This window comes from Paracoccus sp. T5 (genome assembly GCF_048538155.2).
Taxonomy (GTDB): domain Bacteria; phylum Pseudomonadota; class Alphaproteobacteria; order Rhodobacterales; family Rhodobacteraceae; genus Paracoccus.
Genome location: NZ_JBLWIC020000003.1, coordinates 78,714 through 92,934, shown reverse-complemented (window position 1 = coordinate 92,934; position 14,221 = coordinate 78,714). Strand labels below are relative to the sequence as shown.

Genomic DNA, 14,221 nt, shown 5'->3' with positions numbered 1-14,221 from the left:
CTCTCTCTCGCGACAAGGCTCAAAGCCGCTGTTCAAAGCCCGGGCACAAAGGCCGAAAGTATCCTCTCGCCAGACAGTTTACGGCACAGTAAACCTGATCTGGTTCTCCAATCGAGGGTAGAGATGGCAATTGTTTACAACGGCTCTGCAGGAAGCAATCGGCTTATGGCAGAGAGCGTATTTCCATATGACGAAATTATCAGAATGTATGGATATGGAGAGAATGATGAGCTGACAGGCGCTTTTCTGAATCCTAACGAGATTTTCGGAGGAACTGGAAACGACACATTGCGTGGTGGCGCCGATGTAAACCTGCTGGACGGCGGAGACGGCGACGACATTCTGAATGCTTGGATGGGGGACTATTCCATCCTGCGAGGGGGCGTCGGAAATGATGTCCTTACCGGCGGTGATAGAGGCGGGCTTCTGGATGGCGGGGCCGGAGCCGATACCATGACTGGCGGCGAGGGTGGCGATACGTATCTGGTAAACCACCTGCGCGATGTGGTGATGGAAAGTTATCGACCCTATTATGACAACGACCCAAACCCGGCTGATCAGGTGAGTGCTTGGGTTAGTTGGACTCTAGGCGCCAACTTGGAAAATCTTATTTTGCAGGGAAAAGGCGCAATCAATGGCACGGGTAATGGACTTTCCAATCTGATTGTCGGCAACGCCGGCAACAACAGCCTATACGGCGGTCGAGGTTCGGATACCATTGAAGGTGGGTTGGGGAACGATACCATTGACGGGGGAACGGGCGTGGACACAGTCCGCTTTACCGCCAGTACGGCCGTTGTAGTCAATCTTTCAAAAACCGCCGCGCAGAACACTGGCGCAGGGCTCGACGTCATCCGCAATGTAGAAAACGTCGTGACCGGTGCAGGCAGTGATCGGGTCACCGGAAATGCAGCAGGCAACTCCCTTACCGCAGGATCGGGCAATGACCTTCTGTCGGGCAAGGGAGGCAACGACCGCTTGTCTGGTGGCGCAGGCAATGACCGTCTTTCAGGTGGCGCAGGCAATGACCGCCTGTCCGGCGGATCTGGAGCAGATCATTTCTTGTTCTCCACGGGCGGCGGCGCTGACCGGATCACGGATTTTGCCGATGGCATTGACCGGATCGTAATCAATAGTGGCGCCCAAGCATTCGGCCAAGTCAGCATCGCCGACTTGGGGAGTGACGCACGAGTCTCCTTCGGCGATGTGACCATCACCCTTTCGAATGTCGATCACTCCCGCCTTGGGGTTGATGATTTCATCTTCACCTGATTTGGCTCTGCCGATCCTCCGGAGCTTATTTTAGGAAGCGAGACATGGCTCGAAGGTCTCGGCAGGAGCAGTTGATTGAAGCTGAGCAGCGAGGGCGTCAGTGGCTTGCGCAGGTGCGCCGCTTGGAAGAGCAGGGCGTCAGCGCAGGTCCACTTTACGAAGAAGCCGACCGCAAGAGCCAGTTTTGGCTGAACCGCTACAACGCGCTGAGCCGAACAGAATAATGTGGCCAGGGGGACAGCCTGATCTGAGCTGATAGAAATCCCCCTTGGCATTGCAAATCGTAGTGAAGCCGGCTCCAGCCGGCTTCACTACAGCAGGGGCAGCAGACCTGCCGGATATTCCCCGCGCTATTCGGCAGCCGTGCGGGCTGCGCTATCGGCGGGAGCTTCAGGCATCTCTACAGGTGGGGCGTCAGGCGCGGGTTCTGCCGTGCTCTCGGTCGTGCCGGGCACCGGCTCGCTGGCCGGGGCGCCAGGATTGAGCACCGGCGCCGCCTTGCGACGACGCCAGCGCGAGGTGGCGTCCTTGATCCCTGCGTTTTTGCGGGCCGCCTCAAGGTCTTCCACCGTCATCTTGTCGGCGGCCTTGGCGGTAAGCGCCTCAGCTTCGATGATCCGGCGGAAGCAGTTGACCTTCACCTTACGGAGCGCCTTCAGACATGTATTCAGGCTGTTGGTGACGCGGGCTGTATCAGAGGCCGCCTGCTTTTCCGGAAGATCACCGTAGATCGACAGGAACGAGATCATGCGCAGGATGTCGTCGCACTGCCGGAACATCTGCAGCAGCTGCATGCTGCGTTTCGACTGAATGCGCGCATCGATCTTCGAGGGCACCGGCGAGTTGGCTTTGCCGCCGTTCGACAGTCCTTCGTAGCGCGTGTAGAGCCCGAGCGCCGTTTCCGACAGCTCGTTCAGGGCAGCATCGAACTCGTCCAGGTAACGGTTGTAATCGGCGCGGTCCGTCAGCCGCTCGCGGGCCACGTAGTCGATCGCCACTGCATATTCGTTACAGGCGGCAAACCAGCGGGTATAGGCCAGCTGGATCTCTGCGGTGTGGATCTCGATGGGCGCAGAGATGGCCGGGGCCTTTGGGCGATAGGTGTTGCGGCGGCGATCCAAACGCGCCTGCCGCTGGCCCAGGATCTCAGCTTGCCGGTCGGGCGGCAGGTCCTCGAACGCGGTGCGCCTGTCGCGCGGGTGGACGCTGCTGGGTGAATTGCCCGTGGCTCTCGGCGGTCTTGCCATCGTCGGTCCCTCGCTCCTGGCACATGATTTCCGGGCAGTTTTGCACCCTGCCAAGTTCTTTGACAATACTGCACGTTATTTTTTCCTGTAGCTTAGTGTTGCCAGAGGCTGAACCTGCCTGCTAATCTTCACCCACTTTCTGCTTTGCAGAGACAGGCTGTCGCCTGGGGTCTTTCCCGAAGACACAATGTTCGCAGGCAATTCCTGCGACGGTCCACGGCCCGAAAGGGTGCGTCTCATCCGGTCTCCGACCGGGCAGGCGGATGGCTTATGAAGCCTTTGCGGCGGCTGTAATGGCCCATTCGAGTCCCGAAAGCACTCGAAGCCGCGCAACAGTCCGGGTCTCATCCCCGGCCGCGTCTCGCCACCTTTGGCATGACGCGCGGCATGAACCTCGAAGTTCATGCGGGCTGTCCAACTATGTCCTGATCTCCGACGAGCGTCAGGCGACCCTTCTAACCCCGCAATGGGAATCCATTCCCGTTGCAGGGAGGATTCCCCCTTTTTTCGAATGGAGAATCCTAATGGGTAAAATCAAGGACATGGTCACGCGTCAAAGCGAAGAGCCGACCAACGTCGCGTTTTTCACCGGCTATGACCGGACCAGGGGCTTTGACAACAATCCGCTGATCGACGCCGCTGACGATGGCTCTCACGCCGAAGATGCGGCGAAGCCGGAGGTTCAGGCGCAGGCAACACGACCCCGCAAGCCGCGGTCGCAGCCCCGCGCCAAGATCAGACCTGCCAGCGCAGAACCCGCGCTGCCTGTGGGCGACCTCGTGACAGGGATGGATCTCAACGATCCGGCCCATGTCGCGGAACTCGCTGCACGCTATACGTCCATGAACGACAGCATGAAGCGTCTCGCCCAAGAGAAGGCTTTGCTGGTGGACAATCTGGACCAGGCTGACGCGGCAGTGTCCAAAGCTGAAGCTGCGCTTGCCGAGTTGCAGCGCCAGCACAACGAGCTGGGCCGCGAACTGGCTCACGCCAAGGAGAAGCTGGAGATTGCCACCAAATCGAGTGGGGCGATCTTCGAGCGAACTGTGTTCAGCATCCTTAAATGGGGCGGTATCGGGTCAGTCCTGATCTTCGCCTCGGCCTTCTTCTATTTCTGAGGGAGTTTCAGATGGATCTGTTCAACACCCGCCTCGCCCTGCCGACGATGTGCCGCACCAGCAGTGCCCTCCTGCAGTCAAGGCTTCACGGCTCGCCTATCCGGAGATCCGCTCAGGTGAAGCTCCTTCCCCGCATGATCTGCATGGACGGCTTTTCGCTGTCGGTCCAGGCTAGCGAGACCCACGGCTGCAAGCCGCAGCGACGGGATGGCCCTTACTCGCATGTCGAGTGTGCCTGTCCGTCAGAACCTGTCCCGGCGCTGATGCCCTATCTTCTCGAAGAGGAGGGCGTGTCACCGGTGCAGTCCGTCTATCGCTGCGTACCTGTCGAAGTTGTTCAGGCTGTCCTGACCAGCCACGGCGGTCTGCGCGACTGATCTAGTCAATCCATCAACCCAACCGGGGAGTCATATCCCCGAGGGGGCTGGCTCCCCTTTTTTTGGAGCCACCACATGACCATCATCATCGCGATCTGCCGCGTTCTTGGAATTTCCCGCGCCGGCAAATCAGCGGCAGGCCTTATCGCCGAGGACATCCACGATCCTTATGCCGACGAACCCTGCATCATCAACGGCCGCGACATCACCTATCGCCAGTTCAACGACGAACTGGCCGCTGTCTATGCCTGCAAGCGCGAAGCATCCGTGCCGAGTGACCTCGTGGAACTCCACGTCGCGCATATTGGAATATCTCGGTAACCCCCACCCCAACAGAGGGCATCACCCTCTTGGGGTTGCTCTTTCAGGAGACACCCAATGTCATTGCACTCGCTGAATGACTTCGACCTCGTGAAGAGCGAAGCCAAGGGCCATTGGCCCAGCATCATCGGATCCATATTTCCCAACATCACGCCGATCATGCACAAGCCAGGCGACCAACGCTGCGCTTGCCCCGTTCACGGGTCGAGCAAGGGAGCCGGGGGAGACGGTTTCCGCCTCTTCCACGACTTCGCCCAAACAGGCGGCGGCATCTGCAACAGCTGCGGGGCCTTTCCCACCGGGATCGACCTCGTGATGTTCCTGTCCGGCTGCGACAAGTTCGAGGCGGTCAACATGCTCAAGCGCCAGATGGGGCTCGGCATGGATCAGCGGCAGGTGCGGCCACGCCGCCTCACCGCGCCGCCCGTTCCGCCCCGGAACGAGAAGCTGGACACGCTGAAGATGAAGCAGCGCAATGATCTTCTGGCCGGTATATGGTCAGAGGCCAAGCCGCTCGACGAGCTTCCCGACAATCATCCGGCTATCGCCTATCTGCGCGATGCGCGGGGGATTGGCGCGGAAAGCTTCATCTACCGGCAACGGCACATGCGGTTCCACCCGAACCTCTACTACGCGCGCAGCGACGTGGAGGATCAGCCGCCGATCTGCTTTCCCGGCATCGTCTCGATGATGCACGGGATGGACGGCAGCGCGGTGGGCCTTCACCGGATCTTCCTCGACCACGACAAGCCGCAAAAGGCGCCGGTCGACAAGCCCAAGAAGATCCTGCGCTGCCTGGAGCAGAAGCTGAATGGTGCTGTTCGCATCATCGGCCGCGTTCCTGCAACAGCGCATGTGAACGTCTGCGAAGGCATCGAGACCGGTTTGGCCATCTCCTACGCCACCGGCCATCCGGTCTTCGCAGCGGGCTACGCGACCCTTGTTCAAAGCTGGAAGGCACCTCAATTTGTTAGGGCCGCCACCATCTGGGCAGATCGCGACGAAGGCGAGGCCGGGATCAACCACGCCAGCAAGCTCAAGGAGCGTCTGCTGGATGAGGGCATCGGATGCCGAATACTGCTTCCTGCCTTTAACAAAACATCCAGTGAAGATTGGAACGATGTGCTTTTAGATCACGGTCATGCAGCTGTGATTCACGCCTATGAAGGACATTCCCAACAAACGCTGGTATACTGAACCTTAAAAGAGCCCTCGGGGCTCTTTTTTTTTGTCCGCATCCGTGCCACAGGAAGATATACATTAACCGGCTGTCTTGCTGAGGAAACGTGTTGAAACCGCTAATGGCACTGCCTTTAGGCGCGCTGCTGACTCTCTCCACCGCGACTTTTGCCATATCTGACACCTACTTCAATGGTTCGGCCGATGGTTGGTACTGGTATGAGGACCCGCCTCCCCAGCCCGAACCTAAGTCGGAACCGGAGGCACCACTGCCCCCGCCGTCTGCCGAGGTGGCCACGGTGCCCGAACCACCATCCTTGCCCGAGATCGTTCCGCTCCCGACCGAGCAGGCGACAGCACCGGCCCCGCCACCGCCAGGAAGCGTCGAATTCCTGCGCCAAGCCATGCCTGAGGCGCTGGATGTGGCCACCAACAATCCCAGTCCGGAGAATGTCGAGCGATACCTGCTTTTGCAGAAGGTGGCCCTCGATCGCTCTGAGCAGTTCTCGGAAATGGTTACGCAGGTCACCACCGGCCACCCAGAACTCGACGAGGGACGGCGGCGGCCGCGGCAGGACACCTTTGCCAAGCAACTAGAAGAGCGAGCCGAGGCGGGAAAACGCGAGGTTCTGACAGAACTTTTCAAGAGCAATGCGCTGATCATGTTCCTCGACAAAAACTGTTCCTCCTGCGGTCTGATGGGGGAGAACTTCTTCAGAATGCAGCAGACCCACGGGTTGGTATGGCAGGCCATTTCCATGGACGGCACCGTTCTGCCGCCGGAGATGGAGATCAAACAGTCCTTCGATGCGGGCCTTGCGGCAAAGCTTGGGGTTGCCAATGGCGGGGCCGTGTTCCTGGCGTCGCCGCCAAGCACCTACATTCCGGTCACCTGGAACCCGACCGGCGGGGCAGAAATCGCAGATCGCATCCTGATGATCGCGCGAAGATCCGGCCTGATCACCGAAGATGCCTTCCGGAAAACCCAGGCCGTCAACCCGATGGTCAGCCAAGCGGATGCCATCAGGGACGAAGGCTTGCCAGACATTCTGCGCCAGGCCGACGACTTCCTTCGCACGACCGCCCAGCACTTCACCACCGCACCGACCACAGAGGCCAGCCAATGACGAAAACACGACACCTCCTGGCACTGCTGGCCTCGGCTGCACTCGCCATCGCCGCGCCCGCTCCTGTCTCCGCCGACCTGAACGGGCAACTGGACAACATGCTCGGCGTGAATGTGCAGGTGAACAGTGCTGGTGCACTCTCCACAGCGCGCAGGGGCGGCTTCTATGGCGGCTCTGTCTATGTCCGCGGCAAGGTGATGAACGTGAATGTCCTGAACTTCACGCCGCCGAGCTTTGCGGCGGGCTGCGGAGGGGTTGATCTCTTCGGCGGAAGCTTCAGCATGATCAACGCCGCTCAGTTCGTGCAGCTTCTCAGAAGCATCGCCCAGAACGCGGCTGGCTATGCCTTTCACCTCGCCTTGAAGAACATTTGCGAGCAATGCTCGACAATCATTTCCGGCCTTCAGCGCTCAATTCAGGAAATGAACCAGTTCACCGGCAACAGCTGTCAGCTCGCCAAGGGCATCGTGAACAGCGGTGTGGCGGCGATGGAGCTTTCCGATGTGAAGGGCATGCAGGGCACGACCATCCAAGAAGGCTATAACGATGCGTTCGATGCGTTCTGGGGATCGTTGTCTTCGACAATCGACTCCCTCACTGCTGCCGGTCCGGGTGGCAGTTCAACCTACGAGGACAAGTTTGAGGTCAACGTCGTCTGGAAGGCGATGGAAGATCACAGCATGTCAGGCTGGTTTTCCTCCGGTGACAAACAGCTGATGGAAGCGCTGATGACCCTGACTGGCACCGTCGTTCTCACGGGCCCAGTAAATGACTCGGACGGCGAGCCATCTCGCAACGTGAAGCCGGCCATTGGCGGTGGCGGCATGACAATCCGCGACATTATCTACGGAAATCCGAGCGTTCAGTTCCTCCGATGTGTCGATGCCGAAAAGTGCCTGAATATGAGCAGACGGGTCGCCGACCTGAAGGGCCTTCAGAAGCTTCTTGAAGAAGACATCATCGGCACCGGCCCTGCTGATAGCTCGTCGCTGCTGTTCAGGGTCATCAACGGGACCGGCACGGCGGCAGACACTGGCGTCTTGATCGGTAGGCTCGGCACCTATGGCTCCATGCTCATGGAGATCGCTGAGGCCTCACCTCCCGGCAGCTCGGGACCCTACGAGCTGTTCCACGAGATCAAGGGCTACCTTGCCTACGAATTGGCAACGCTGTTCGTGGCGGACGTCATTGCTGCTGTGGACCAAGGCGTTGCCGCCAGCAAGTATGAGACCGCCTATGCCGATGACTGGCGGCGCAATGATTTTGCGCGGGCCGTTGAGCGGATGCAGCGCGATCTAGCCGTCATTGCGGAACAAACGCCGGCGCCGAAGGACAACCTTCAGCTCTACATGCAGATGCACGACTACCTTGTGCTAAACCACTCCCCCTTCAAGTGAGGCACGGTGATGGAACTCATTGCTTATTTGAATGGCGACGTCACCACCCTCACGCAGATCCTCAGCCAGATCGCCATGGCGCTCGGCGGGGGTACATTTGCCGTGGCCGCAAAGACCTGCGCGATCATCGGGATTATCGTCGCGATCTTTGCTTCGCTCCTGAAGGGAGGACAGCTGAACCCGGCAACCTTCATGTGGCCGATCATCGTCTCTGTCCTGATGCTGCTGCCGCGCGTTGATCTGGTGATCGAGGACACACGGGGCGGGCTTGCCCGCGTCAATGACCTTCCTATCGGCTTCGCAGCACCGATCTCGCTCATTACACATCTGGGCGTCGGTGCCAGCAACCTGATGACCGGATACCTAGGCCTAGACGACTACGCGATCACCATGGACAACGGCCACCTGATCTCTTTGCGCGCACCGGTTGTCTATACCCAGGTCATCACGCAGCCGGAGTTCCAAGGTCCGGCCGCAACCTTCTCCAACGGTCTGTCACCGACAAGCGATGTCTCAAACTACATGAAGACCTGCCTGCAGTGGAAGGCGAAGGTGGCCGGCTCCGATGTGCGCCTTCCGGTACTGCGCTCGCGGCCGATCAGTGACATGCGGATCGATCAGGCGCCGGGAACCGTTGCAGCCTCAGACGGACGGACCTATGAGTGCGGCACCCTCTTTGACCGGCTGATGGCAGGCTTCGAGAGCAGTGACTTTCAGGAGAGGCTGAACGATGCCGTCGGCCTAGCCTTTGGCAAATACCAAGGCGACACTACGACGGGCGGGCGCTACCAAGCGGCACTTGAATCCGTCATCGACGACCCGGCTGAGTTCTACAAGACGGCCGCGTTCTCCCACGCGTTGCAGATGATCGCCGGAGACATCACCCAGGCAGCGGGCGGCGGCTCACAGCAGGCTGCGCTCAACGATGCCCTGGCCCAAAAGCGCGAAAAGAACTTCGGCGCTGCCGCGATGATCTTTGAGACGATCGGCCACACTATCGAGTTCATCGAGGTCTGGTCATTCTCCCTCTTCCCACTTGCGCTCCTGATCCTCATGCTCGGCGCGATCGGCGCGAAGATGGCCGTGAAATATTTCTGGATGCTGGTTTGGGTGCAGCTGTGGTATCCAACGCTGCTGATCGTCATGGACTACCTGGACGTGAAGCTGAAGACGGTCGCGATCTCCAGCACGGCCACCGTCGCCACCTACAACAGCTTCATGTTGGAGGTTCTGCGGCTGCAGGACGTGGGCTATGTCCACCTCTCGATGGCAACGGCACTGTCAATGGGGCTGGTATTCGGATCCTCGGCGATCCTTGCCTCGAACATCCAGCGCGACCTGACCGGCGCCAATCACTATGATCCGAAGAAGAATGCCCCCGACACGCTCTCGCGCAACGCGCTGACATCTTTCCACTCGCCCTTTAGCTATTCGCCAAACCAGGGCTACGAGGGCCATGCCGCCAAGGAAACCTTTGCCGGCGTGACCTTCTCCTATGACCGGCGGCTCGGTGAAGGCGTGACCATGACCGAGGCTGCGCAATACGCGGCAACGGGATCGAGATCCGGCAGTACAACATCGGGTGTGGCCGCAGCCCATACGGTGGGAACCTCAGCTGCCAGCACGAAAACGGCGACAGACGATTGGGCGGCGGGGTCTAGCGGCACGTCGTCAATCGGAGCGGCGACGGGTGGCCGCGTCGATGCTCAAATGGGGCAAAGCGTAGGCCACTCTTACAGCGATAACGTTCGGGACTCCATCTCGGGCACTGCCCAAGCAGGTATTCAAGGTTCGGCGGGCTTGAAGGCTTTGGGAAGCGGTGGAGGAGTTTCTGGGGGTGCAGGCATTTCAGCGGGACGTGACTATTCATCGCTAGACCAAAAGAAAGCTGATGAAAACTTCGGTGTTGGCGTCAATCTCGACCAATCAGCTTCGACCCGTGAAGAAGTAGGTAGTTCGCTCCGTTACGGAAAATCTGAGACGACGAGCGAGAACCGCAGCGAGAGCAACGATCGCCGCAAAACGGCACAGACCGGTGAGCAGTATGTGGAAGGCACGTCTGTCAGCAGGTCGGACACGCAGGCCAAGGCCATGACAGAAAGCGAGATCACCGGGCGCCAGATGGCTCGGCAGTGGGACGGGATCAAGGTCTCGAACCAGATCGCCCGTGACCCCGATCTGATGAACGATCTGGTGAAAGCTGTCCATGACAGCGGCATCTCCAATCAGGTCGACAACTTCCTCTTTAGGAACCAGGAAAAACTCGAGGGAACCTTCGGCAAGCACAACGAGGATGCCCAGTATGCGATGTCGGCCCTTTACGTCATGCAGGGCATGGCCGGGAACCCCTACCGCGGGCCTGATGCACACGAGCGTATGGACGTCCTGAACGCCGTGGGCGATGAACTGATGCTCCGGACCGGCTACTCCGCCTTCGTGGGCGCGGCGGCTGACGTATCGATGGACAACCTGAGCGCGAGCCAAGCAGCCGATCCAAGCCGGGTCGATGCACTTTTCGGAAGAGTGTCCTCGGGCGTGGCGCTTGAAAAGGAGACGGTGGAGGATGCCCTCGCGCAGATCCCAACTGCAGGCGATCCAAAGAGCGCGGTAGACAGCCTCTTTGCGCTGATGGGCGGCCGGGCAGAGGAAATCTCGGAGGGGCAGGGGAATGCCATCCTGTCCACCGCCCGGGAAAGGCTGGATCGAGAATTTGGCCCGATCGACGCAGATGCGATGTCCTTCCTGGAAACCAGGCGCGAGCTTGGCTGGAAGGGGGCGATCCAGAACCTCTACCGCGACAATCACTCCATCCGAGAGAGCGATGTCTACCAGAGCTACCGAGACAACAAGGATGAAGGCTGGTTCAGTGAGGGCAAGGGCGCACCGCAAATGCTCGAAGACCGGATGCAGCAGCTGAATGCGTCGGGACTGACTACGGCGGACAATGACGTGGCCCGCTTCATGGTGGCAACGCAGTTCCTGGCAGGCGCGACCAACGCCGGCGACGAGGCCATGGCCTCGCAATTTGAGAAGGAGCGGCAGGACATAATCGACCGTAATCCGGGGTTCGGGGCCGGTGATACGCAGGAGAGGCTGACCGCCCTCGCCATGCTGGGCACCAACGACACTACCATGCATTCGAGCATCCTGCGCGGCCAGCAGGAGGCCATGATCGGCGGCTTAGAAAGCCAACTTGAGGCTGCCACGGGTAAGGATCTGAACTCGCTAGGCAAGGACGTGTCGTGGCAGGGCAATGGGGGATCGTCTCATGATCCTAGCGGCTTCATCGGCGGGCTGCTGGGCTTCATTCGCCAGCACGAAGCACCGAACGGCTACTCGGACTATTTCAGGGGATCGCGCGTGGAGCCATCGCGGCCGCTGGAAACCATGACGATCGACGAGGTGCGAGATTGGCAGAATGCCACGCTGAAGGAGCAAATCAGCCGCGGCATTCCCTTCAATGAACGGTCCTCGGCCGCCGGCGGCTACCAGATCATCAGCGGCACCTTAGACACCCTAGTCAACCAAATGGGATTGACGGGCAACGAGACCTTCGACGCGGCCATGCAGGACCGCATGGCGCTGCATCTGCTAGAGGGGCGAGGGCTGTCAGACTACCAGAATGGCCATATCAGCCTTGATCAGTTCGGGAACAACGTGGCTGGCGAGTGGGCATCGATGCCGAAGCTGAGCGGTGCCGGGGCAGGACAGAGCGTCTACCAAGGCGTGGGGACCAACCGTTCGCTGACGTCGGCGAATGAGTTCGCAAGTGTCTTGGGCCGGGCATAAAAAGGCGACGTGAGTGAAGAATGCCCTGGCTCCGCCAGGGCGTTCTTTAATTTACGCCGTAGGCGCGGCCAAAATCTTCTGCTGCGTAAGCAATAGTCGGAACATCGCCAGGACTGTTGAAAGGCGCACCAAACTGATCTCGTACAGGAGAGGGGGCAACGGCAGGTTGATCATTTTTCAAGTGCTGCTGTAGGTCTACTTGATCCGCGAAGTAGTTCTGGATCTTCCTGATAATCCCGATCATGGCGATCTCCGTGATGCTCTTTCCTGTCAGATAGGAGTAGATCGCCTCTATAGCACGAAAATTATCGCAAGGCTCCTTCCCTTAATCTCCACGCATCCCGCCGTGGCAGATTTGGCGCGGCGGGATGGGGTAGCTCAGCTGAAAGCGCGACGGCCAGCGTCGGCCGGCAGCTCAAGGCGCCTGATGGGGTATCGGCGCACAACTTGATGTCTAAGCAGTCGCCTGCGAGCGCCGCGGCTCTAACACTGGTGCCGCAGCTGACGGATCTCAGGATCCGAAGAGCCTGAAGATCGGGCTCAGGAACGTGTTGATAAACTCCTGCTTCGCATAAGGAGACAAGCTCACCACGCAGAAGGCGACATAGCCGATGAGCAGGAGCATCAGGAACAGCGCGAGGCGCACCCGGAACGGAGTCCGGTTCACGACCAGCATCTGCGCACGGCCGTGGCCGCCACTATAGGGCAGGGAAGGGATGGATTGTGACATGATGAACCTCGACTAGTGACCGCGCTGTTCTTGCCCGAAGATACGCAGTTCTTCCATGACGTCTTTCCGTTCGTCCAGGTAGCTCTGCGCCTCCTGCCGAAACATCTCCATGTAGGTCCGCCGGGCGTCCTCGACCCACTGGTCAATGCAGTCGATGTAGATCGAGCTTTGCCGAAAATACTTCTCCTTCTCGACGTAAAACTCCTCCCGATCGGGATAGTCCAGCCGATCCGGGGGGACGGGTCGGAAGCACAACCGCTCGCCGGCATAAGGATCCTCGGCCTCGTACCCGGACGGAACCTGCGCGTCCGCCGTTCCCGCGAAAAGTGTCATGCTTGCTGAGAGAGCGAGGCACGCCAACCTCAGGTGGTGTTTATGTCTTCTCAAGACCCTCACGCTTCTTTATCCCTCAGTCTCAGAGCAGAATGCCGGTTAATCTTGGCGTCTCCTCCTGATTTAGCACTCGCTCGCCGGGTGGCACAGCCAAGGACTTTGTCATGCAGATCTTTTTCGAGCCGCAACTTGAAGGTGTATCGACCCGGGACATGTCGCAGCTGCGGCTTTGCGAGGATGGCATCTATACCGAGCAGGACCTGGATGAACTGTGCGAGGCGCGCGGCCACCTTCTCCGACAGATGCGCGATGCCATTGAGGATCGAAACCTTCCCAGGCTCGCACAACTCGATGCGGTCTATGATGATCTCTCCACTTCGATCGAAAGCATTCTCGCGCTCTGGCCCGCGGATTACACTCCCGGCTGTGCAGACAAGAGGCGTTTCAGTTGATTTCCGGTATAAAAGCCCTGAAAAACTTGTTGGTTAGGACAAGTAGCGCCGACGCGTTCGCCGCATTACCTTGCTAAACATAAGCAATGACAGGAAAGCATCGCTCGGGTCATGACGTCAAAGCCTACCGCCGAACAGTCTCATAATCTTATCCGCCAAATCATGAGGGAGCAGGGAGCTACTTACCCTTCCCTCGCTAAGGACTTGGACTTTAGGCACGAGAAGCTGGCGTCGGCCGTCAAATGCTCGACAGGCGTGACCCCCGCAACGATCAAGATGCGCAAGAAAGTGGCCGAGGCCCTGGGCCTCGATCCTTACGAAGTCTGGAGTCCCGAATATCTCGAATACAGCGGGCGCAAGACCTACGAGACAGGTCCTTATGCCGTGCCGTCCGCTAGTAAGCTGAAACCGGCTGCATGGGAGAAACTGCCGCCCCGGATGCGTGTCCGGGCGCTTTGCAAGGACAAGGGGTTCGACCTCGGGTATCTCCAGGAGAAGTTCGGCGTCACCTATCGGGTTCTGACGGCCGCGATCTACGGCACCAAGACCGCCGACGCGCTGCGCCAGAAGATCGCCGATGAAGTCGAGACGCCGATAGAAGAGATTTGGCCTGACATCTACTCGCCCAAGGTCGTTCCGGCCGAGGCAGTTGCGCAGACTGTCGAGTCCTGCTCGGATATGGATGCGTTCTACGGGTTCGGCAACATCATGGCCTGAACATCTCTCTGAGTGTCAGAGAGATAATGATTATCCCAGTAATTCTCAGATATTAGCGGTATTGCAGATTTCGTTGCGAGTGCGCCACAGCACTGCCCGTTAAAATCACCGCCGCATAAATGTCGCCTTCCAATGCTGGAATGTGCTGCCTAGCTGGAACTC

The 14,221-nt window shown here is 59.3% G+C and carries 15 protein-coding genes; 11 read left to right on the top strand and 4 right to left on the bottom strand.

The window, feature by feature from the left end; all coding sequences use genetic code 11:
* Positions 1 to 123 precede the first annotated feature (123 nt).
* Together ACNR9W_RS17955 and ACNR9W_RS17950 are read left to right on the top strand one after the other, a co-directional pair.
* A complete protein-coding gene (locus ACNR9W_RS17955) occupies positions 124 to 1,272 on the top strand; it encodes a calcium-binding protein (RefSeq protein WP_419270842.1) in 1,149 nt (382 codons plus the stop codon).
* A gap of 71 nt (positions 1,273 to 1,343) precedes the next feature.
* Entirely contained in the window at positions 1,344 to 1,496 is a 153-nt protein-coding gene (locus tag ACNR9W_RS17950) for a hypothetical protein (RefSeq protein WP_419270840.1), read from the top strand.
* A gap of 126 nt (positions 1,497 to 1,622) precedes the next feature.
* Here the strand turns inward: ACNR9W_RS17950 and ACNR9W_RS17945 are convergent, their stop codons facing one another.
* Entirely contained in the window at positions 1,623 to 2,519 is an 897-nt protein-coding gene (locus ACNR9W_RS17945; protein ID WP_419270838.1) for a hypothetical protein, read from the bottom strand.
* A 524-nt stretch (positions 2,520 to 3,043) separates the two neighbouring features.
* Between ACNR9W_RS17945 and ACNR9W_RS17940 the strand changes: the two genes are divergently transcribed.
* From ACNR9W_RS17940 to ACNR9W_RS17910, 7 genes are all read left to right on the top strand, one after another.
* Positions 3,044 to 3,637: a hypothetical protein gene (locus tag ACNR9W_RS17940; RefSeq protein WP_419270836.1), complete on the top strand. Its 594-nt coding sequence runs from the start codon at positions 3,044 to 3,046 to the stop codon at positions 3,635 to 3,637.
* A gap of 11 nt (positions 3,638 to 3,648) precedes the next feature.
* Positions 3,649 to 4,014: a hypothetical protein gene (locus tag ACNR9W_RS17935; protein WP_419270834.1), complete on the top strand. Its 366-nt coding sequence runs from the start codon at positions 3,649 to 3,651 to the stop codon at positions 4,012 to 4,014.
* 75 nt (positions 4,015 to 4,089) lie between these two features.
* A complete protein-coding gene (locus tag ACNR9W_RS17930; protein WP_419270832.1) occupies positions 4,090 to 4,335 on the top strand; it encodes a hypothetical protein in 246 nt (81 codons plus the stop codon).
* A 57-nt stretch (positions 4,336 to 4,392) separates the two neighbouring features.
* A complete protein-coding gene (locus ACNR9W_RS17925) occupies positions 4,393 to 5,532 on the top strand; it encodes a DUF7146 domain-containing protein (protein ID WP_419270831.1) in 1,140 nt (379 codons plus the stop codon).
* Positions 5,533 to 5,636: 104 nt separating this feature from the next.
* Positions 5,637 to 6,641 (top strand): conjugal transfer protein TraF, encoded by a 1,005-nt coding sequence (gene traF / locus ACNR9W_RS17920; RefSeq protein WP_419270829.1) that lies wholly within the window; start codon positions 5,637 to 5,639, stop codon positions 6,639 to 6,641.
* Positions 6,638 to 8,038 carry a conjugal transfer protein TraH gene (locus tag ACNR9W_RS17915; protein WP_419270827.1) on the top strand — a complete coding sequence of 467 codons (1,401 nt, stop codon included), beginning with the start codon at positions 6,638 to 6,640 and terminating at the stop codon, positions 8,036 to 8,038. Before traF ends, ACNR9W_RS17915 begins: the two co-directional genes overlap by 4 nt.
* A gap of 9 nt (positions 8,039 to 8,047) precedes the next feature.
* Positions 8,048 to 11,827: a conjugal transfer protein TraG N-terminal domain-containing protein gene (locus ACNR9W_RS17910; RefSeq protein ID WP_419270825.1), complete on the top strand. Its 3,780-nt coding sequence runs from the start codon at positions 8,048 to 8,050 to the stop codon at positions 11,825 to 11,827.
* 46 nt (positions 11,828 to 11,873) lie between these two features.
* Here the strand turns inward: ACNR9W_RS17910 and ACNR9W_RS17905 are convergent, their stop codons facing one another.
* From ACNR9W_RS17905 to ACNR9W_RS17895, 3 genes are all read right to left on the bottom strand, one after another.
* Positions 11,874 to 12,071 carry a hypothetical protein gene (locus ACNR9W_RS17905; protein WP_419270823.1) on the bottom strand — a complete coding sequence of 66 codons (198 nt, stop codon included), beginning with the start codon at positions 12,069 to 12,071 and terminating at the stop codon, positions 11,874 to 11,876.
* A 267-nt stretch (positions 12,072 to 12,338) separates the two neighbouring features.
* Positions 12,339 to 12,557, bottom strand: a complete 219-nt coding sequence (locus ACNR9W_RS17900) for a hypothetical protein (RefSeq protein ID WP_419270821.1) — start codon at positions 12,555 to 12,557, stop codon at positions 12,339 to 12,341.
* Positions 12,558 to 12,569: 12 nt separating this feature from the next.
* Positions 12,570 to 12,890: a hypothetical protein gene (locus tag ACNR9W_RS17895; RefSeq protein ID WP_419270820.1), complete on the bottom strand. Its 321-nt coding sequence runs from the start codon at positions 12,888 to 12,890 to the stop codon at positions 12,570 to 12,572.
* Positions 12,891 to 13,054: 164 nt separating this feature from the next.
* On the opposite strand from ACNR9W_RS17895, the gene ACNR9W_RS17890 reads away from it, so the two are divergent.
* Positions 13,055 to 13,342 (top strand): hypothetical protein, encoded by a 288-nt coding sequence (locus tag ACNR9W_RS17890; RefSeq protein WP_419270818.1) that lies wholly within the window; start codon positions 13,055 to 13,057, stop codon positions 13,340 to 13,342.
* A gap of 255 nt (positions 13,343 to 13,597) precedes the next feature.
* Positions 13,598 to 14,059 carry a hypothetical protein gene (locus tag ACNR9W_RS17885; protein WP_458478867.1) on the top strand — a complete coding sequence of 154 codons (462 nt, stop codon included), beginning with the start codon at positions 13,598 to 13,600 and terminating at the stop codon, positions 14,057 to 14,059.
* Positions 14,060 to 14,221 lie beyond the last annotated feature (162 nt).